Genomic DNA, 19,125 nt, shown 5'->3' with positions numbered 1-19,125 from the left:
GCGGATCTTCCCGGGCCGGGCGTTCGGACGAACGCGGCCCGGAAGTTTAGGAGGCGGAGAAGCTTCGCGCCAGCCCCCGCGCCACGGCGACCAGCTTGTGGTGCGGACCCAGCACGACCCGCGCCTTCATCGGGTCGCGGGCCTTCAGCCGCTGCGACAGCGATTGCGCGAGGCTGAGGATGACCGACGCCTCCATCCGCAGGCCGCGATGCTGGATCAGGCCGGGCAGGGGGGCGGCGCGCTCCAGCAGGCGGTCGGTGTGCTCCAGCGCCTGGTCGAAGATGGCGCGCAGGCGGGGATCGCTCTCATGCTCCACCAGCCGCTCGACGCTGACGCCGGCCTCCTCGAACCAGGTCAGCGGGATGTAGCAGCGGCCGAGCTGCGACCAGTCCTCGCGCGCGTCCTGAAGATGGTTCAGCACCTGGAGGGCCGAGCACAGCGCGTCGGACGCCGGGCCGGCGGCCACCCCCTCGCCATGCAGCTCCAGCAGGTAGCGCCCGACCGGGTTGGCGGAGAAGCGGCAATAGAGCAGCAGGTCGCTCCAGCTGTGGCAGCGGGCGCCGACGGCGTCGCGGCGGAAGGCGCGCAGCACCTGCCGGGCGTGGCGGTCGCTGACCCCGGTCGCCTTCAGGCTGTCGCGCAGGTCGAGCGCCGGCTTCAGGTAGGCGTGCTTGGCCTGCCCCGAGGTCAGGGCGCGTTCCAGCGCCTCCAGATAGGCCAGCTTGGTCTCCGGCTCCAGATCCATGTCGTCGGCGATGTCGTCGGCCAGCCGCAGGAAGCGGTAGAAGGCGATGACGTGCGGGCGCAACTGCTTCGGCAGCAGGCGCGACGCGACCGGGAAGTTTTCCGTGCTCTCGTCCTTGCGGGCGATCGGGCTCGGCCTGCGGGGTTTCGCCGGGGCGGTGTTGAAGTCCGTGTTGAAATCCGTCATGGGGCCCTGCCTGCTGCGCGTCGGGACTGGCGGTGCGATCGAGTGTGCTTCATATAGGCGTGGACTCAAGCTTTGACCGCCGCCTCACCGCGATCCACCCCTCTTTTTCCATCCGGGTTTCACATGGCGAAGACGACCACCGACCTGTCTTATTGCGGACGGGAGGTCCGGAAGTATGACAACGATCACTTTCTGGCAGGTCTCTTCGCCCCGGCGGACCGGCGCGAAGCCCTGTTCGCGTTGCACGCCTTCAATCTGGAGATCGCCAAGACCCGCGAGGTGGTCAGCGAGCCGATCATGGGGCAGATGCGGCTCCAATTTTGGCGCGACGGCATCGAGGCTGTCTATGGGGACGGACCCGTACCCCGCCACGCGGTGATGGATCCGCTGGCGGAAGCGGCGCGGAGCCTGGGGTTGAGCCGCGCCCTGTTCGACCGGCTGATCGACGCGCGCGAGGCCGACCTCGACGACACGCCGCCGGCCGACCTGACCTGTCTGGTCAACTACGCCGAGGTCACCGGGGCGCCGCTGGTCCAACTGGCGCTGGAGATCCTGGGCGTGCGCGACGAGGCGGCGATGGCCGCCGGGCGCCATGTCGGCATCGCCTACGCCCTGGCCGGCATCCTGCGCGCCGTGCCCTTCCTGGCGCGCCAGCACCGGCAGTTGCTGCCCGCCGACCTGATGGCGCGGCAGGGGGCACGGTCGCACGACCTGTTCGAACTGCGCTCCACGCCCGAGCTGCGGCCGGTGGTGGGCGACGTCGCGCTGGTGGCGCGCAAGCATCTGGGCGAGGCGCGCAAGCTGCGCCGCTCGGTGCCGCGCGCCGCCGTGCCGGCCCTGCTGCCGGCGGTGCTGGCCGAGTTGCATCTCGGCGTTCTCGCGCGGGAGGGCAACGATCCCTTTGCCCCGCGCGTGCTGCTGCCCAACCCGTTCCGTCAGCTGCGGCTGGGCTGGGCGGCGGTGCGCGGGGCGTACTGACGACGGCGGTCGGACGGGCCGGGCGGTCAGGCCGCCAGCCAGCCGTCGAGGTCGGCCAGGGCGCGGCGGGTGTAGGCCAGCTTGCGGTCGCGCCCGCGGATCTTCTCGTCCACCGGCGGGAACAGGCCGAAATTGACGTTCATCGGCTGGAAGGTCTCGGCCTCCGCGCCGCCGGTGATGTGGCCGAGAATCGCGCCCAGCGCGGTCGTGACCGGCGGGTTGACGATGGGCTGGCCCAGACGTTCGGCCGAGGCGAAGCGGCCGGCGAGCAGGCCGACGGCCGCGCTCTCCACGTAGCCCTCGCAGCCCGTCACCTGACCGGCGAAGCGCAGGCGCGGCTGCGCCTTCAGGCGCAGGGCGCCGTCGAGCAGGCGCGGGCTGTTCAGGAAGGTGTTGCGGTGCAGGCCGCCCAGCCGCGCGAACTCGGCCTTCTCCAGGCCGGGGATCATGCGGAAGATGCGCGTCTGCTCGGCGTGGCGCAGCTTGGTCTGGAAGCCGACGAGGTTGTAGAGGGTGCCCAACGCGTTGTCCTGGCGAAGCTGGACGACGGCGTAGGGACGGCGTTCCGGCTTGTGCGGGTTGGTCAGGCCGACCGGCTTCATCGGGCCGTAGCGCAGGGTATCGACGCCGCGCTCCGCCATCACCTCGATCGGCAGGCAGCCCTCGAAGTAGGGCGTGTTCTTCTCCCACTCCTTGAAGTCGGTCTTCTCGCCGGCGATCAGCGCGTCGATGAAGGCGCGGTACTCGTCCTTCTCGAAGGCGCAGTTGATGTAGTCCTTGCCGGTGCCGCCGGGGCCGGGCTTGTCGTAGCGCGACTGGAACCACGCCTTCGACAGGTCGACGCTCTCCAGATAGACGATGGGGGCGATGGCGTCGAAGAAGGCCAGCGATTCCTCGCCGGTGAAGGCGCGGATCGCCTCGGCCAGCGGCGGCGAGGTCAGCGGGCCGGTGGCGACGATGACGCTGTCCCATTCCTCGGGCGGCAGGCCGGCGATCTCGCCGCGCTCGACGGTGATGAGGGGATGGCCGGTGATCGCCTCGGTCACGGCGCCGGCGAAGCCGTCGCGGTCCATGGCGAGCGCCCCGCCGGCCGGCACCTTGTGGGCGTCGGCGCAGCGCAGGATCAGCGAGCCGCAGCGCCGCATCTCCTCGTGCAGCAGCCCGACCGCGTTGTACTCGGCGTCGTCGGAGCGGAAGGAGTTGGAGCAGACCAGTTCCGCCAGCTTGTCGGTGTCGTGGGCGTCGGTCTTGCGGACGGGCCGCATCTCGTGCAGGACCACGGGCACGCCGCGCGAGGCGAGCTGCCACGCGGCCTCGGATCCGGCGAGACCGCCGCCGATGACATGGACGGGGCGAAGGGTGTCGGTCATGAATCTTTCCAGAAAACAGAGGCGAAGAACGGAGGGTGTGAAAGCCGGCGTCGGCTAGAAGCCTGTCGCACCGCTGCGCATGGCCGTCAACCACGCGTCGATGAGCGCCGCGTGGCCGGGCAGGCGGGAGAACAGCTCGTTGGCCTTCTCCTCGTCGTAGGTGTGAACCGTCAGGTTGCGGTCGTTCATCATGCCGAGGGCCGCTTCCGCCTGCGCCTCGGTCAACAGGCCGGCGATCTGGCTTTCGCGCACGATCGCCTTGGGGCTGGCGGAGGTCAGGCGTTCCGGCCCGGCCCGTTCCGCGATCACGGCGCGGGCCGCCTTCCAGGCCGTCTCGGTCGCCAGGGTGAAACGGAGGATCGCCGAATCCCGCACGATCTCGTCGACCGGGTGCGTCAGGATCTCCTGGAAACGCCGCAAGGCCAGCCCCGCGTTGTCCAGCTTCCGCTCTAGCGGGTCCATTCGACGCCCTCCCGCCTGACCGTATCGCGGAGTTCGGGCCTTGCCGTCGCGAGATTCACCACATCGACGAAATAAGGCACCGTGCTCTCTTCCAGATCCTCGTCGATGTCCGCGAGCAGGCCGGCCGGCAGCGGTTCGGACGGTTCGATGGCGACGTCGATGTCGCTCCAGTGGCGCGGGTTGCCGCGCGCGCAGGAACCGAACAGGTACACGCGCGCGGGATGTCCCGCAAGCCGGTCGAACAGGATCCACTTGACGGTGTCGAGCGCGCGCAGGCGGACGTCGTTCATCATGGGAAGGATCATAGCACGGAACCGGGCCGTCAGCCCTTCCCAACGAAAACGGCCGGCCCCGTTCCGCACGGGGCCGGCCGCGATAACGGGCGGAGCGTGTCCGCCCCTCACTCCGTCTTGGTCGTCGTGCGGCGCTCGACGGTGGTCGAGGACGGGGCCGGGGTCACGACGGTGGCCGAACCCGAGGGAGCCGGCGTGACGACCGTGCTCGATCCGTAGTTCGGGGTCGTGGTGGTGGTGGTCGTCGTGCTGGTGCTGCTGCCGTCGGACCCGCAGGCGGCCAGCAGGAGGGCGGCGCCCATGGCGGCGCCGACACCGGTCAGAAGCGTCCTGGTCATTCCTCGTCTCCTCGTTTCAGAGCGAACAATGACCGGGAAACACCGCCGAGCCTCTGTTTGTTCACGCCCTCTTTCGCGACTTGGGCTTCGCCTTCAGGTAGGGGGCCAGATAGCGGCCGGTGTAGCTGCGCTTGACCTTCGCCACATCCTCCGGCGTGCCCTCCGCCACGATCTCGCCGCCGCCGGTGCCGCCCTCCGGCCCGAGGTCGATGATCCAGTCGGCGGTCTTGATGACCTCCAGATTGTGCTCGATCACCAGCACCGTGTTGCCCTGGTCGACCAGCGCGTGAAGCACCTCCATCAGCTTCTCGACGTCGGCGAAGTGCAGGCCCGTCGTCGGCTCGTCGAGGATGTAGAGGGTGCGGCCGGTGGCGCGGCGGCTGAGTTCCTTGGAAAGCTTGACGCGCTGCGCCTCGCCGCCCGACAGGGTGGTCGCCGCCTGCCCGATGTGGATGTAGCCGAGCCCCACCCGCTCCAGCGTGTCGAGCTTGTCGCGGATGCCGGGCACCGCCTTGAAGAACTCCTTGCCCTCCTCGACCGTCATGTCGAGCACGTCGGCGATGGTCTTGTCGCGGTAGGTGACCTCCAGCGTCTCGCGGTTGTAGCGCTTGCCGTGGCAGACGTCGCAGGTCACGTAGACGTCGGGCAGGAAGTGCATCTCGATCTTGATGACGCCGTCGCCCTGGCACGCCTCGCAGCGCCCGCCCTTGACGTTGAAGGAGAAGCGGCCGGGGCCGTAGCCGCGCGCCTTGGCCTCCGGCAGGCCGGCGAACCAGTCGCGCATCGGCGTGAAGGCCCCGGTGTAGGTCGCCGGGTTCGAGCGCGGGGTGCGGCCGATCGGCGACTGGTCGATGTCGATCACCTTGTCGAGATGCTCCAGCCCCATCACCGTGTCGTGCTCGGCCGGGTGCTCGCGGGCGCCCATCAGCTTGCGGGCGACGGCCTTGTAGAGAGTCTCGATGATCAGGGTGGACTTGCCGCCGCCCGACACGCCGGTCACGCAGGTGAAGGTGCCGAGCGGAATCTTCGTCGAAACGTTCCGCAGGTTGTTGGCGCGGGCGCCGGTCACCTCCAGGAACTGGCCGGGATGGCCGGGGCGGCGCTCGTCGGGGATGGGGACGAAGCGGGTGCCGTTGAGGAACTGGGCGGTGACGCTGTCGGGGTTCTTCTGGACCTCCTCCGGCGTGCCCTGGGCGATGACGTTGCCGCCGTGCTGGCCGGCGCCGGGGCCCATGTCGACCAGATAGTCGGCGCTGCGGATGGCGTCCTCGTCATGCTCGACGACGACGACGGTGTTGCCGATGTCGCGCAGCCGCTTCAGCGTCTCCAGCAGCCGGTCGTTGTCGCGCTGGTGCAGGCCGATCGACGGCTCGTCCAGCACATAGAGCACGCCGGTCAGGCCGGAGCCGATCTGCGAGGCCAGGCGGATGCGCTGGCTCTCGCCGCCGGAGAGCGTGCCGGAGCCGCGGCTGAGCGTGAGGTATTCCAGCCCGACCGCGTTGAGGAAACCCAGCCGCTCGTTGATCTCCTTCAGGATGCGATAGGCGATCTCGCGGTCCTTCGGGCGCAGATGCTCGTTCAGCCCGCCGAACCACGCCGCCGCGTCGGAGATCGACATTTCCGCCGCCTGCGAGATGTGGTGGCCGTTCACCTTGACGGCCAGCGCCTCCGGCTTCAGTCGGGCGCCCTTGCAGACCTCGCAGGGCTGGGAGGACTGGTACTTCGACAGCTCGTCGCGCATCCAGGCGCTCTCGGTCTCCCGGTAGCGGCGCTCCAGGTTGGTGACGATGCCCTCGAACGGCTTGTTGGTCTGGTAGCTGCGCAGCCCGTCGTCGTAGGTCATGGTGATGGCGGTGCCGCCCGACCCGTAGAGGATGGTCTGGCGGACCGTCTCCGGCAGTTCTTCCCACGGCGTGCCCATCGACACGTTGAAGTGCTGGGCGATGCTCTCCAGCGTCTGGTCGTAGTATTTGGAGGTCGAGCCGGCCCAGGGTGCTATGGCGCCCTTGCCGAGCGTCAGCCGCTCGTCGGGGACGACCAGCATCGGGTCGAAATAGATCTTGCTGCCCAGACCCTCGCAGGCCGGGCAGGAGCCGAACGGGTTGTTGAAGGAGAACAGGCGCGGCTCGATCTCCGGAATCGTGAAGCCGGACACCGGGCAGGCGAATTTCTGCGAGAAGACGGTCTGCTCGTTGGTCTCGGCGTTCTCGACCCAGACGATGCCGTCGGCCAGACCCAGCGCGGTCTCCAGCGAATCGGCCAGGCGGTTGCCCAGCCCCTCGCGCACCACGATGCGGTCGACCACCACCTCGATGTCGTGCTTCAGCTTCTTGTTGAGCGCCGGCACCTCGTCGATCTCGTGCATGGTGCCGTCGACGCGGACGCGCTGGAAGCCGCGCTTGCGGAGATCCTGGATCTCCTTCTTGTACTCGCCCTTGCGGCCGCGCACGAAGGGGGCCAGCAGCAGCAGGCGGGTGCCCTCCGGCATCGCCATGATGCGGTCGACCATCTGGCTGACCGTCTGGCTTTCGATCGGCAGGCCGGTCGCCGGCGAGTAGGGGATGCCGACCCGCGCCCACAGCAGGCGCATGTAGTCGTAGATCTCGGTCACCGTGCCGACGGTGGAGCGCGGATTCTTCGACGTCGTCTTCTGCTCGATCGATATGGCCGGCGACAGCCCCTCGATCGAATCGACGTCGGGCTTCTGCATCAGCTCCAGGAACTGGCGCGCGTAGGCCGACAGGCTCTCGACGTAGCGGCGCTGCCCCTCGGCGTAGATGGTGTCGAAGGCCAGCGACGACTTGCCGGACCCCGACAGGCCGGTGATGACGATCAGTTCGTCGCGCGGCAGGTCCACATCGACGTTCTTCAGGTTGTGTTCCCGCGCGCCGCGGACGCTGATGTACTTGTTCATGGGTTGTTCTTTTACTCGAAGCCGATCCGGTTGGAAAGCGGCTTCATGCGGGCGGTGAGGGGGCCATATGCACTTTGAAAGCCCCTCTCCCCCGAGGGAGAGGGGGTGGGGTGAGGGGGCAAAGCAAACTCTCTCTTTCGCCTGCGGCGAATCCCCCTCATCCCAACCCTTCTCCCACGAGGGGAGAAGGGCTCGAAGTGCCTACGCCCGTTCCTCGATGCCCGCTTCGGCCGATGGGACGATATAGGCGGCGGACAGGCGGTTCCCAACGGCGCCGCGCGCGGGTCAGGTCCAGAAAACCGGCGTGTCTCGAAAACGTTTCCACAGCTCGGGCAGCGCCTTGCGCCGCTTGTCGGCCTGCCGGTCGATCCAGGCGACGGCCGCCGCCACGGTCCGCGGGTCGGCGCCGGGCAGGGCGGCCAGCATCTTGCGGCCGGTTGCCGCGTCGTGGTCGGCGTCGTGGGCCGCCAGCAGCGAATCGAGCGCCGCCAGGAAGGGCAGGGTGGCGGATTCCGGGTAGAGGCCGCGGAAGAACTCGGCGACGTAGCGCAGCGTGCGCAGGCGGCGGCGCAGCTTCTCGCGCTCCTTCGGCTCGTCGGGCAGCTTGGCCGGCTTGCCCAGCTTGGCGAGGCGGGCCGACAGCCAGGGGCCGGCGACGGACGTGACCGGGGCGTCGAGCGCCGCCCGGCTGTCCTTGCCGGCGTTGGCCAGCCAGCGCCCGTCCTCCAGCCAGGCGGCCAGTCCCAGAACGGTGGTGGTGCCGTGCGGGGCGAGGATGGCGGCGACCGCCTGGCGGGCCGGTCCGGCGCCGGCGCTGCGGGCGGCGGCGGCGAGGATCGGCAGGCCCGGCGGCGCCTTGGGGTTGGCCGACAGCGGGTCGATGACCCCGGTCAGCAGCACGTCCCAGCCGCGCGCCGGGCCGAGCTGCTTGGCCATCGCCCGGCTTTCGGCGACCAGCCGGTCGGCCTCGACCGACCCGATCAGCGGCGCGAACAGCCGGTGGGCGATGCGCAGCCGGCGCAGCGCGACGCGCATGCGGTGCAGCCCCTCGACGTCGCCGCCGGCCAGCGCGCAGGCTTCGTTGGCGAGGAACTGGCGCAGCGCGTGGCGGACGATGTGACGGTAGGCCTCCGCCACCGTGGTGACGGGAGACAGGCCGAGCGGCTCCGAGCCGACCGGCGGCGGCAGGCGCCCGGTGACCAGCCGCAGGCCCAGCTCCGCCTTGCTCTCCGTGCCGATGCGCATCGGCACGGCGCGTTGCAGGCGCAGCGCGAGGTCGAACAGCCGGGCGACGCGGCCGGCCTTCAGCTCCAGCTCGACCTCGCTGATCGGCACGCTGGCGGTGCCGGCGGTGACGCGGCCCTCGTCCACCGCCAGCTCGATGGTGGTCGCCGCGTCGGGGCGGACCATCACGGCGGTGCGGCGGAACTCGGTGACGAACAGCGGACGCAGGGCGTCGCGCGCGTCGGCGGGGACCAGACCGGCCACCCCCTCCGCCGCCAGAACGGTGAAGTCCGGCGTCTCGCCGGCCACCACCCATTCCCATTCCCGGCGCACCGCGACCGCCGCCGAATCGCCGGGCGTGGCGCTGTTCACGGTCTTCAGCGTCTGGATGAAGCGGTCGCCGTCGCGCCGCACCCGGAAGGCGACCCCGTTGGCGAACAGCCGCAGGTCGGGCGTGTCGAAATAGACGGTGCGCAGATGGCTGACCACCGCCGGTCCGTCGGCCAGCTCGCGGACGGCGGGCAGGGCCGCCACGCGGGCGAGATCCGCCGGGGCGACGTGAAGCTTCAGCTCGACCTCGCGGAAGGCGGTTCCGCCGGGCTGGCTGTTGGCGGCCGTGTCGGGCTTGGCTTGGGGCAAACGGCAAATCCTCCCGGTCCGGACGTTGGCGGCCGGATCCGTGGATACCCCAAGAGGACGCACCGCGTTAAGAGAGTTTCCGCGGCTGCACAAAATCCGCCAGCCGCCCGGCCCCGAGATCGAGGTCGCGCCAGCGCATCGCCCCGAACACCAGCACGGCGCAGGCGCCGGTCGGGAATTTGTCGGCGAGCGCGTGGCGGTGCTCGGCCGGGCCGTCGCCGGCCAGCTCCTGCGCCAGATCGTGCAGATCCGGGTTGTGGGCCACCAGCATCAGCCCGGTCGCCGAATCCGGCGCGTCGCGCAGCCGCTCCAGCAGGGTGCGGGCGCCGCACAGATAGAGGCCGCGCTCATGCTCCACCGGCGGGAAGGGCACGCCCATGGCGGCCATCACCCGCTTGCGGGTCTCCACGGCGCGGACGGCGGTGGAGCACAGCACCAGATCGACGCGCGCGTGGTGGGCGGCGAGATGGCGGCCGACCAGGGTCGCCGCCTTCTCGCCGCGCGGGGCGAGCGGCCGCTCGTGGTCGCCCAGGCCCGGAGCGTCCCAGGAGGATTTGGCGTGGCGAAGGAGAAACAGGGTCTTCATCGCAAGGGGGGGCTTATCCGAAACAGGAGTCCTGAAACCGTAACGCAGATGGGATAGACTTGTCCGCCATCTTTGCATCCCCTCGCCCGTCCGGGGCGGGGGCGGCTGACGAACCTCAGAGGGTGCCGTGACCAATCTCCAGGATCTCGAAACGGTCTGCATCGAAGCCACCGCGCCGGAGCGCTTCATCAATCGCGAACTGTCGTGGCTGGCCTTCAACCAGCGGGTCCTGGACGAAGCTGAAAATCCGAACCACCCGCTGTTGGAACGGCTGCGGTTCCTGTCGATCTCGGCCAGCAACCTGGACGAGTTCTACATGGTCCGAGTCGCCGGCCTGAAGGGGCAGGTGGCGGCCGGAGTGAAGACTCCCAGCCCGGAAAACCTCACCCCGGCCCAGCAGCTGAGTGCGGTGAAACAGCGCATCGTCGAGCTGATGGCGAGCCAGCAGGCGATGTGGCGCTCGCTGAAGGGCGACCTGCGCGAGGCCAACATCACCGTCGCCGACCCCGACGAGCTGACCGAGGGCGAGAAGGACTGGCTGGAGGCCAAGTTCCTCGACGACATCTTCCCGATCCTGACGCCGATCGCCGTCGATCCGGCCCACCCCTTCCCCTTCCTGCCCAACCTGGGCTTCTCGCTGGCGCTCCAGCTGCACGACCCGGTGAAGGGGCGCCACATCGACGCGCTGGTGCCGCTGCCCTCGCAGATCGAGCGCTTCATCCGTCTGCCCGGCTCGGACATCCGCTTCGTCCAGCTGGAGAAGGTGGTGATGCTGTTCATCGACCGCCTGTTCCCTCCGTTCCAGGTCAAGGGCAACGGCGTCTTCCGGGTGCTGCGCGACAGCGAGATCGAGATCGAGGAGGAGGCCGAGGATCTGGTCCGCACCTTCGAGACGGCGCTGAAGCGCCGCCGGCGCGGCAGCGTGATCCGGCTGGAGACCGACAGCGGCATGGCCGCCGACCTGCGCGAGTTCCTGCGGCATGAACTGAACGTCGTCAGCGAGGACGTCTTCAGCCTCGACGGGCTGATCGGCCTGACCGACACCAAGAACCTGATCGTCGACGAGCGGCCGGATCTGGTCTTCCGCCCCTTCAACGCGCGCTTCCCCGAGCGCATCCGCGACTTCGGCGGCGACTGCTTCGCGGCGATCCGCCACAAGGATCTGGTGGTCCACCACCCGTACGAGAGCTTCGACGTGGTGGTGCAGTTCGTCCGGCAGGCGGCGCGCGACCCGCAGGTCGTCGCCATCAAGCAGACGCTCTACCGCACCAGCAAGGACAGCCCGATCGTCGCCGCCCTGATCGAGGCGGCCGAGGCCGGCAAGTCGGTGACCGCGCTGGTCGAGCTGAAGGCCCGCTTCGACGAGGAGGCCAACATCCGCTGGGCCCGCGACCTGGAACGCGCCGGCGCCCAGGTGGTCTACGGCTTCGTCGATCTCAAGACCCACGCCAAGGTGTCGATGGTGGTGCGGCGCGAGAAGAAGGCGCTGCGCAGCTACGTGCATTTCGGGACCGGCAACTACCACCCGATCACCGCCAAGATCTACACCGACCTGTCATTCTTCACCTGCGACCCGGCGCTCTGCCACGACGCGGCGGTGATGTTCAACTTCATGACCGGCTACGCCACGCCCAAGGTGCTGGAGAAGATCGCCATCGCCCCGATCACGCTGCGCCAGCGGCTGGCCGAGCTGATCCAGGCGGAGATGGCCCACGCCGCCGCCGGGCGGCCGGCCGCCATCTGGGTGAAGCTGAACTCGCTGGTCGATCCGACCATCATCGACCAGCTTTACAAGGCGTCGCAGGCCGGCGTGCAGATCGACATGGTGATCCGCGGCATCTGCTGCCTGCGGCCGGGCGTGCCGGGCCTGTCGGAGAACATCCGGGTGCGCAGCATCGTCGGACGCTTCCTGGAGCATGGCCGGGTGATCTGCTTCGGCAACGGCCACGGGCTGCCCAGCCCGCAGGCCAAGCTGTTCATCTCCTCGGCCGACTGGATGACCCGCAACCTCGACCGCCGGATCGAGACGCTGATCCCCATCGAGAATCCGACCGTGCACGAGCAGGTGCTCGACCAGATCATGGTCGCCAACCTGAAGGACGACGCCAGCACCTGGAAGCTCGGCCCCGACGGCGTGTACCACCGCATCAAGGCTGGTCCGGACGCCTTCAGCGTCCACAATTACTTCATGACCAACCCCAGCCTGTCGGGCCGGGGAAGCGCCCTGAGCAACAAAAAGACGCCTCCGCGTTTGATGTTGCGTACGGTGTCCTGAGGTTCGGGTGACGGAGTCGACGACGATGGGGATGGACAATCGCACGGTCTCACCGGCCGAAGGCGCCGGCGGGGATTTGGCCCTTGGAAACTCGGGCGGCCGGGTCGCGGTGATCGACATCGGGTCGAACTCGATCCGGCTGGTCGTTTATGACGGGCTGATCCGGTCGCCGCTGGCGCTGTTCAACGAGAAGGTGCTGTGCGGCCTCGGGCGCGGGGTGGAGAAGACCGGCAACCTCAACCCGGACGGCGTTGCCCAGGGGCTGACCGCGCTGGAGCGCTTCGCCCGCCTCGCCGCCGGCATGCGGGTGGCGAGGCTGGACGTGATCGCCACGGCGGCGGTCCGCGACGCCCGCGACGGCGCCGCCTTCGTCGAACGGGTGGAGCGGTCGACCGGCCTGACCGTCCGCGTCATCAGCGGCGAGGAGGAGGCCCGGCTCTCGGCGATGGGCGTGCTGTCCGGCACGCCGGAGGCCGACGGGCTGGTCGGCGACCTCGGCGGCGGCAGCCTGGAGCTGGTGTCGCTCGACCGCGGCGCCATCGGCGAGCAGGTCACCCTGCCGCTCGGCCCGCTGCGGCTGATGGAAACCGGGGTGACGCGCCAGAACGGGCTGATCCGGCTGATCGACCAGCGTCTGGAATCGCTGCCCTGGCTCGGCAAGGCCAAGGGACGGCCCTTCTACCCGGTGGGCGGAAGCTGGCGCGCCATCGCCAAGCTGCACATGGAGCAGAGCAACCACCCGCTGCACATCATCCACCATTACAGCATGCCGGCCGGCGAGGCGCGGGAGTTCGCGGCCCTGATGGGCCGGCAGAGCCGCTCGTCGCTGGAGAAGCTGTCGGGCTCGCGGCGGCGGCTCGACACGCTGCCCTTCGCGGCGCTGGTGTTCGAGCGGCTGCTGCGCGCGGCCCAGCCGTCCAGGGTGGTGTTCTCCGCCTATGGCCTGCGCGAGGGGCATCTCTATTCGCTGCTGACGCCGGAAGGCCGGCGCGTGGATCCGCTGCTGGCCTCGGCCGCGGACTGGGCGCAGCGTTTCGTGCGGATGGGCGACCCGTCGCTGCTGCTGGACTGGACCGCCGGGCTGTTCGCCGGCGAGGACGACAACGCCACCCGGCTGCGCCACGCCGCCTGCCTGCTGAGCGACGTCGGCTGGGCCGAGCATCCCGACTACCGCGCCGAGCACGCCTTCCTGCGCATCCTGCGCTACCCGTTCCCGGCGCTCGACCATGACGAGCGGGCCTTCCTGGCGCTGGCCGCCTACGCCCGCTACGCCGGCACCGTCGAATCACCGCAGACTCTGGGCGCCCGCTCGCTGCTGAGCGAAGGGCAGGGGCTGAAGGCGCTGGTGCTCGGGCTGGCGCTGCGGCTGGCGCACACGCTGTCGGGCGGCGCCACCGCGCTGCTGGAGCGGACCAGCCTGAAGGTCGTCGGCGAGCGTCTGGTGCTGACCCTGCCCGACGACGGGACCGTACCGTCGGGCGAGGCGGTGCAGCGCCGTGTCGACGCGTTGGCCAAGGCGCTGAACCGCAAGGGCGACATCGCCCAGCCGATGCGCCCGCAGGCGGCCGAATAGACGGTGACCGAATTGCCGGTGGCCGGTCCGGCCGCTCCGGATCAGTCGTCCGGCATCAGCAGGCCCAGCCGGGCGGCGATGAAGCGGTCGGCGGCGGCGCGGGCGGCCTGATCGGCCGTCTGCTGGTTCAGGCCGAACTTCTCCCGGTAGATCCGCGCCGTCGCGGCCTGGGCGGCGGGCAGGGCGGCGACGACCGCCTTGTAGTCGGCCTCCGGCCAGACCGCGAAGTCGCTCCAGCTCCGAAAGGCGGTCACCGTCGCCTTGCGCTGTTCGGCGGCCTTGCGGGCCTCCGGCGAATGGGGCGATTCCAGCAGGGTGCCGGGGACCAGCGAGGCTTGCAGGTTGTCGACCGCGAACTGCCGTTCGTAGCCTTCGCGGATGCTGCCGCGCTCCTCCAGGGCGGGATCGACGGCGGGCGCGAGGCGCGCCTCGATCCGCTGCCATTCCGGCAGGTCGTAGAGGGAGGAGGGCGGTTCGCACAGGGCGGGGGAGGCGTCGCGGCTGTTGCCCCAGAAGGGGCCGAACGCCTCGAAGGCCGGCTGGCCGTGCCGGGTGAAGAGGAAGCAGGGCGCCTCCATCTCGGTGGTCGACAGGACATGGCGCAGGAACAGAAGCGCCGTGCCGAGGGGCGCCGTCGCCACATCGCCGAGGTTGCGCATTTCCTCCTTCAACTCCGGGTCGGGCGGCAGATCCTTGTCGATCACCGAGGCGACCAGGGCGCGCACCGTCGCCTCGCGGTCGGCGGCCTGGGTTTGGCCCGACTGAAGCAGGCCCGACTGAAGCAGATAGACCTGCCATGCCTTGGCGGCGGCGCCGTCGTAGCGTTGCAGGGCGGCGGCGGCGGCCTTCGGATCCCTGGGAATCCCGGCGGCGACGGCGGCCAGCTTCTTCTGCGCGGCGCTGTTCTGCGCCTGGAGGTCGGCGACGCGCTTCTCGTAGGACTGGCGGCAGGCGGCGAGGCCGGAGCGGTCGGCGCACAGCCGGTCACGCTCCGCCAGGAACGCCTGCTGGCCGCGCGTGACGGGATCGCGCTCGGCCAGCGGCGTGTTGGCCAGCGTGTCGCGCAACGCCGCCGCGACATCCTCGGCGGCGATCCTCAGGTCGGCGCTGGCGCAGAGCGTGCGGTCCACCGCGCTTGCCGGCTTCGCGCAGGACAGGCTCTGCGCCGCGCTGCTCCCGGCGCCGAAGACTCCAACCACCAACAGGGCCGTCCCGATGAGAAGCCCCGCCTTGAAACGCGCCATCGCCATGTCGAACCGTCGCACGCCGCCAAATCTTCCGGTGTCCATCGCCGGCGCCGACGATAGTGCATCGGAGGACGGACCGGAAGCGGCCGCGACGCGACCCTGCGCTGCCTCCCATGCCGTCAAGCCCATGCCGTCGGGCCTGGTCAACCCTCCTCGTCCGGCCATTTGCCGGAAGGTGCATTGAGGATTTCGGCGGCGGAGAACACCCGGCCGCCCAGCCGATGGGTGGCTTGGAGCCGCTCGACGCTCACGCCGGACAGATTCACCCCGTAAAGCTCCAGCCGTTGCAGCGCCTTGACCATCTCCTCGGCTCCCGGCTTGTAGTGTCCGCTGTCGTTCTTGATGCCGGTGATCCTGCCCTGCTTGGCAACGATGAAGCCGGCGGAGAGGGCGTCGGCGAAGCCCACGAGGGAGGAATGGACGAAGAAGACGTTCGACAGCGTTCCCGCGTAAATCCGGCCACGGCGATCCATCACGAAATGAACGCCGGAAGAGGATGTGTTGAACAGGGCGTAGCCGACGTCGTCGATTCTCCCAAAATCGTTGTTGCCCCACTTGTAGGCCACGCCGGCCCTGAAAATCAGCTTGGCAATCCGTTTCTGGCTATCGTTGTCAAGACTGACCAGCCTTTCATCGATGTCATCGAAGGAGCCTTCGTTGCGGAGTTCCTTCGTCTTGATCGTTTCGGGAACTCTATTTCCGGCGAATCTGTTCCACCATATGACGTCTTTGGAACCATGGTCGGGGGTCATGCCCTGATTCGGTATCGTCATGCTGTCGATGATCGAAGAGATTGTGGCCGTCTTGCCCTGGCCGGTCAGCCAGTTCGACAGCAGGACGCTCAGCGCAAGGATCGGCACACGGCGGCTTTCCGCACCCTTGAGTTTCAAGCCACCCTTGGGCAGTTGGCCGTTGTTGACGTAATCCAGCGGCTTTGAATCCTTGGTCTTGACGTTCGCCTTTCGAAGCCAGTAATTGCAGGATAGGATCAGATGGTTTGCCCTTATGATTTTTTCTTCCTGGGTTCGCGCCGCATGGAAAAAAGCAAGATTGTTGATGATCTGTCCGAACGCCAGTGTGTATGACAGTTCAAAAAACACAGAGGTGTCATTTTTGAAGGTGGCGACACTGGGAACGGAGCCGTTCCATTTTTGCACGACATTCCTCAAATCCATGATTTGCTTCTCTGAAGCCTGATAGGCTTCTTGAGGAATGTTTCCTTGCTCGATAACCTGCCTCTGCTCCAGGGAGACGGGGTTCAACACCTCCATGGCCTGGACGACGCCGGGGCGGAAGGGACGATGGCCCGCCGCCGGGGGCCGCGCGCCGATTCCTGGCGGCTGATGGGCCGGAGCGGAATTCCGGTTGCAGGGCTGAATGGTTCGCGGGCCGGCCGCCAAGGCGGGTTGCGGCCATCCCGGCGTCTCCGGCTTCTTCGGCGCCCGCCCTTGGCCGAAAGCCGCCGGAGGAAGCGCCTGATGATGGCCCTGGTCCCAATCTTTTCTCTTCATTTGGACCGGAAGGAGACCGGGCGGGGGTGGCGCCGACAAGCGCGCAGCCGTGGGGGCGGCGGCTCCGGAGGGCCGATCCGGTGGTTGCGGTGTCGAGGATGATGCGCGCCACAAAGGCCGGTTCGGATTCCGTGGCATTGATGCTCCATCATCGTTGGGGGTGTCGCCGGGCTCTCCGGCCATGCGGCTGACAGGATGTCACATCCCGCGACAGCAAGGGAGTCGGCCAATTGTGCATGAGGCATCCTGTTCGCGCGGAACGGGATTCGAGTGCCTGACCGGAACCGGCTCGTTTCCATGAGGCAGGTCGGGCTTGCCGGATATTATTTTCCATAATGTTGATTATGTGATTTTCGTGCCCCCGGTCTTCCCATGCCCTGATGGCTCGGTTATCGTCGCGCTCCCGATCCACCTTCCTTCCATTCGTTCCCGTTCCGGAGACCGCATTCCATGACCCGCAACATCGACCGGCTCATCGACGTCATGGCGCGGCTGCGCGATCCGAACGGCGGCTGCCCGTGGGATCTGGTGCAGACCTACAGGACCATCGCGCCGCACACCATCGAGGAGGCCTACGAGGTCGCCGACGCCATCGAGAAGGACGACAAGACGGCGCTGCGCGAGGAACTCGGCGACCTGCTGTTCCAGGTCGTCTATTACAGCCAGATGGCGCGCGAGGAAGGGCTGTTCGATTTCGAGGAGGTCGCCGGCGTCATCACCGACAAGATGATCCGCCGCCATCCGCACGTCTTCGGCCCCGACGAGGTGAAGACCGCCGACCACCAGACCTCGCGTTGGGAGGAGCACAAGGCCGCCGAGCGCGCCGCCAAGGCCGCCGAGGAAGGGCGCGCCCCGTCGGCGCTGGAGGGCGTCATCCCCGCCCTGCCCGCCCTGACCCGCGCCCTGAAGTTGCAGAACCGCGCCGCGCGGGTCGGCTTCGACTGGACCGACGCCCGCGACATCCTCGACAAGATCGAGGAGGAGGTCCGGGAATTGCGGGCCGAGATGGACGCCGGCTCGGCCCAGGAGCGGGTCGCCGACGAGTTGGGCGACCTGCTGTTCGCCCTGGTCAATCTGGCGCGCCGCCTGAAGGTCGAGCCTGAATCGGCGCTGCGCGGCACCAACGCCAAGTTCGAGCGCCGCTTCCACCGCATCGAGGCGCTGCTCGCCGACCAGGGCCGCAAGCCGCAGGACGCCACGCTCGACGAGATGGAAGCCTTCTGGCAGCAGGCCAAGCGGGAGGAACGCGGCGAGGGCTGAGGCGCCCTCGCCTGCCCTCTCACACGAAAAACACCAGGGTCGTCAGCCCCAGCAGCGGCACCAGGATGCCGCAGGACCACACCATGTAGCCGAAGAAGCTGGGCATGGCGACGCCGCGCTCCTCGGCGATCGCCTTGACCATGAAGTTGGGGGCGTTGCCGATGTAGCTGTTCGCCCCCATGAACACCGCGCCGGCCGAGATCGCCGTCAGGGTCAGCGCCAGATCGCCCATCAGGACCTGCGCGTCGCCGCCGGCCGTGTTGAAGAAGATCAGGTAGGTCGGCGCGTTGTCGAGGAAGCTCGACAGGATGCCGGTCGCCCAGAAATAGGCGGCGGGGTTCGGCGTGCCGTTGTCGTTCACGGCGGCGATGATGGCGCCGAGCGCGCCGTCGGTGCCGGCCTTCAGGATGGCGATGGCCGGGATGATGGTCAGGAAGATCGCCGCGAACAGCTTGGCGACCTCCAGGATCGGCCCCCAGCTGAAGCCGTTGAGGCTGCGGCTCCTGGCGCTGGTCAGCCTCAGCGACAGCAGCGTGATCGCGACCAGCAGGATCTGCGAGACGATGGTCTCCAGCGGCACCGCGACATGGTACAGCGTGACGCCGGTGCCGGGATGCCAGACGCCGCTCAGCAGCACGGCGCCGACGATGGCGGCCAGCAGCAGCAGATTGACGCCGCCCTCGATGCGCACCGGCTCGCGTTCGTGCACGCCCTCGATCAGCGGATGCTTGCCGGGATCGCGGGTGTGGAGGAACAGGTCGAGGGCGAAATAGATCGCCAGCAGCAGCGCCGACAGGAAGACCATCGGCCCGAGCAGATGGATGGTCGGCCAGAAGAAGCTGACGCCCTTCAGGAAGCCCAGGAACAGCGGCGGGTCGCCGAGCGGCGTCAGCGAGCCGCCGACGTTCGACACCAGGAAGATGAAGAAGACGACGGTGTGGACCTTGTGGCGGCGGTGCTCGTTGGCGCGCAGCAGCGGCCGGATCAGCAGCATCGAGGCGCCGGTCGTCCCCATCACGCTGGCCAGCGCGGTCCCCAGCGCCAGTCCGACCGTGTTGGCCAGCGGCGTGCCGACCAGCGATCCGGTCAGCCGGACGCCGCCGGCCACCGTGAACAGCGCGGTCAGCAGCACGATGAAGGGGATGTATTCCAGCAGCAGCGTGTGCAGAAGCTCGTAGGTCGCCAGCCCGACCCCGAAGACGGCGGCGAAGGGCAGCAGGAAGGCCAGCGCCCAGGCGGCCGAGATCTTGCCGAAATGATGGTGCCAGACCAGCGGGGCCAGCAGCGGGAACAGCGCGATCGACAGCAGGATGCCGGCGAAGGGCACCACCCACAGCACGCCCATCGCGCGCCCGTCGAGATGCGGCGCGCCGGCTTCCGCGGCCAGGGCGAGGCCGGGCGCTCCGGCCAGAAGGAAGCCCGCCAGCGCGAGCGCGGCCGCGGCAAGGCGGGGGAGGAAGGGCAGGTTCGTCATGGGTCCGAATTGTCGGCTGGCGGAAGGGGCGGGAGTATGCGGGGTGAAGG

15 protein-coding genes are annotated in these 19,125 nt (G+C 68.8%); 4 read left to right on the top strand and 11 right to left on the bottom strand.

Annotated features, from left to right (window positions below; all coding sequences use genetic code 11):
* Positions 1 to 46: 46 nt before the first annotated feature.
* Positions 47 to 931: a squalene/phytoene synthase family protein gene (locus JN22_RS26750; RefSeq protein WP_085556785.1), complete on the bottom strand. Its 885-nt coding sequence runs from the start codon at positions 929 to 931 to the stop codon at positions 47 to 49.
* Between the two features lie 123 nt (positions 932 to 1,054).
* On the opposite strand from JN22_RS26750, the gene JN22_RS26745 reads away from it, so the two are divergent.
* A complete protein-coding gene (locus JN22_RS26745) occupies positions 1,055 to 1,909 on the top strand; it encodes a phytoene/squalene synthase family protein (protein ID WP_085556784.1) in 855 nt (284 codons plus the stop codon).
* A 26-nt stretch (positions 1,910 to 1,935) separates the two neighbouring features.
* Here JN22_RS26745 and trmFO read toward each other — a convergent pair whose 3' ends face one another.
* The 7 genes from trmFO to JN22_RS26710 all read right to left on the bottom strand — a co-directional run bounded on the left by trmFO (position 1,936) and on the right by JN22_RS26710 (position 9,735).
* Positions 1,936 to 3,279, bottom strand: a complete 1,344-nt coding sequence (trmFO, locus tag JN22_RS26740; protein ID WP_085556783.1) for a methylenetetrahydrofolate--tRNA-(uracil(54)-C(5))-methyltransferase (FADH(2)-oxidizing) TrmFO — start codon at positions 3,277 to 3,279, stop codon at positions 1,936 to 1,938.
* Between the two features lie 54 nt (positions 3,280 to 3,333).
* Positions 3,334 to 3,741 carry a nucleotidyltransferase substrate binding protein gene (locus tag JN22_RS26735; RefSeq protein ID WP_085556782.1) on the bottom strand — a complete coding sequence of 136 codons (408 nt, stop codon included), beginning with the start codon at positions 3,739 to 3,741 and terminating at the stop codon, positions 3,334 to 3,336.
* Complete coding sequence (locus tag JN22_RS26730; RefSeq protein ID WP_179166228.1) at positions 3,729 to 4,034, bottom strand: nucleotidyltransferase family protein; 306 nt, start codon at positions 4,032 to 4,034, stop codon at positions 3,729 to 3,731. The genes JN22_RS26735 and JN22_RS26730 overlap by 13 nt, the downstream gene beginning before the upstream one ends.
* A gap of 107 nt (positions 4,035 to 4,141) precedes the next feature.
* Positions 4,142 to 4,372: a hypothetical protein gene (locus tag JN22_RS26725; protein WP_085556780.1), complete on the bottom strand. Its 231-nt coding sequence runs from the start codon at positions 4,370 to 4,372 to the stop codon at positions 4,142 to 4,144.
* 61 nt (positions 4,373 to 4,433) lie between these two features.
* Positions 4,434 to 7,286, bottom strand: coding sequence for an excinuclease ABC subunit UvrA (gene uvrA / locus JN22_RS26720; RefSeq protein WP_085556779.1), 2,853 nt, complete (start codon positions 7,284 to 7,286; stop codon positions 4,434 to 4,436).
* A 285-nt stretch (positions 7,287 to 7,571) separates the two neighbouring features.
* The gene (locus JN22_RS26715) at positions 7,572 to 9,149 is read right to left on the bottom strand and encodes a CYTH and CHAD domain-containing protein (protein ID WP_085556778.1); all 1,578 of its coding nucleotides are present in this window, start codon (positions 9,147 to 9,149) and stop codon (positions 7,572 to 7,574) included.
* 67 nt (positions 9,150 to 9,216) lie between these two features.
* Positions 9,217 to 9,735: a SixA phosphatase family protein gene (locus tag JN22_RS26710; protein WP_085556777.1), complete on the bottom strand. Its 519-nt coding sequence runs from the start codon at positions 9,733 to 9,735 to the stop codon at positions 9,217 to 9,219.
* A gap of 127 nt (positions 9,736 to 9,862) precedes the next feature.
* Between JN22_RS26710 and JN22_RS26705 the strand changes: the two genes are divergently transcribed.
* Positions 9,863 to 12,010, top strand: a complete 2,148-nt coding sequence (locus tag JN22_RS26705) for an RNA degradosome polyphosphate kinase (protein WP_085556776.1) — start codon at positions 9,863 to 9,865, stop codon at positions 12,008 to 12,010.
* A gap of 31 nt (positions 12,011 to 12,041) precedes the next feature.
* Complete coding sequence (gene ppx, locus JN22_RS26700; RefSeq protein WP_223677900.1) at positions 12,042 to 13,583, top strand: exopolyphosphatase; 1,542 nt, start codon at positions 12,042 to 12,044, stop codon at positions 13,581 to 13,583.
* A 41-nt stretch (positions 13,584 to 13,624) separates the two neighbouring features.
* On the opposite strand, the gene JN22_RS26695 is transcribed toward ppx, so the two are convergent.
* Both JN22_RS26695 and JN22_RS26690 read right to left on the bottom strand, forming a co-directional pair.
* Positions 13,625 to 14,848: a lysozyme inhibitor LprI family protein gene (locus JN22_RS26695; protein ID WP_143268451.1), complete on the bottom strand. Its 1,224-nt coding sequence runs from the start codon at positions 14,846 to 14,848 to the stop codon at positions 13,625 to 13,627.
* Positions 14,849 to 14,973: 125 nt separating this feature from the next.
* Positions 14,974 to 16,341 (bottom strand): hypothetical protein, encoded by a 1,368-nt coding sequence (locus JN22_RS26690; RefSeq protein WP_143268449.1) that lies wholly within the window; start codon positions 16,339 to 16,341, stop codon positions 14,974 to 14,976.
* A 450-nt stretch (positions 16,342 to 16,791) separates the two neighbouring features.
* Between JN22_RS26690 and mazG the strand changes: the two genes are divergently transcribed.
* The gene (gene mazG / locus JN22_RS26685) at positions 16,792 to 17,601 is read left to right on the top strand and encodes a nucleoside triphosphate pyrophosphohydrolase (RefSeq protein ID WP_085556772.1); all 810 of its coding nucleotides are present in this window, start codon (positions 16,792 to 16,794) and stop codon (positions 17,599 to 17,601) included.
* Between the two features lie 19 nt (positions 17,602 to 17,620).
* On the opposite strand, the gene JN22_RS26680 is transcribed toward mazG, so the two are convergent.
* Positions 17,621 to 19,075 (bottom strand): sodium:proton antiporter, encoded by a 1,455-nt coding sequence (locus tag JN22_RS26680; RefSeq protein WP_085556771.1) that lies wholly within the window; start codon positions 19,073 to 19,075, stop codon positions 17,621 to 17,623.
* Between the last annotated feature and the right edge of the window lie 50 nt (positions 19,076 to 19,125).

Origin of the sequence: Azospirillum agricola (genome assembly GCF_020005195.1) — a bacterium.
Taxonomy (GTDB): Bacteria; Pseudomonadota; Alphaproteobacteria; order Azospirillales; family Azospirillaceae; genus Azospirillum; species Azospirillum agricola.
This window is presented reverse-complemented; position numbering and strand designations above follow the sequence as displayed.

Coding starts and splice junctions, on each gene's coding strand:
- JN22_RS26750 (WP_085556785.1), bottom strand. CDS start 931: ATGACGGATTTCAACACGGACTTCAACACCGCCCCGGCGAAACCCCGC.
- JN22_RS26745 (WP_085556784.1), top strand. CDS start 1,055: ATGGCGAAGACGACCACCGACCTGTCTTATTGCGGACGGGAGGTCCGG.
- trmFO (WP_085556783.1), bottom strand. CDS start 3,279: ATGACCGACACCCTTCGCCCCGTCCATGTCATCGGCGGCGGTCTCGCC.
- JN22_RS26735 (WP_085556782.1), bottom strand. CDS start 3,741: ATGGACCCGCTAGAGCGGAAGCTGGACAACGCGGGGCTGGCCTTGCGG.
- JN22_RS26730 (WP_179166228.1), bottom strand. CDS start 4,034: ATGATGAACGACGTCCGCCTGCGCGCGCTCGACACCGTCAAGTGGATC.
- JN22_RS26725 (WP_085556780.1), bottom strand. CDS start 4,372: ATGACCAGGACGCTTCTGACCGGTGTCGGCGCCGCCATGGGCGCCGCC.
- uvrA (WP_085556779.1), bottom strand. CDS start 7,286: ATGAACAAGTACATCAGCGTCCGCGGCGCGCGGGAACACAACCTGAAG.
- JN22_RS26710 (WP_085556777.1), bottom strand. CDS start 9,735: ATGAAGACCCTGTTTCTCCTTCGCCACGCCAAATCCTCCTGGGACGCT.
- ppx (WP_223677900.1), top strand. CDS start 12,042: ATGGACAATCGCACGGTCTCACCGGCCGAAGGCGCCGGCGGGGATTTG.
- JN22_RS26690 (WP_143268449.1), bottom strand. CDS start 16,341: ATGAAGAGAAAAGATTGGGACCAGGGCCATCATCAGGCGCTTCCTCCG.
- mazG (WP_085556772.1), top strand. CDS start 16,792: ATGACCCGCAACATCGACCGGCTCATCGACGTCATGGCGCGGCTGCGC.
- JN22_RS26680 (WP_085556771.1), bottom strand. CDS start 19,075: ATGACGAACCTGCCCTTCCTCCCCCGCCTTGCCGCGGCCGCGCTCGCG.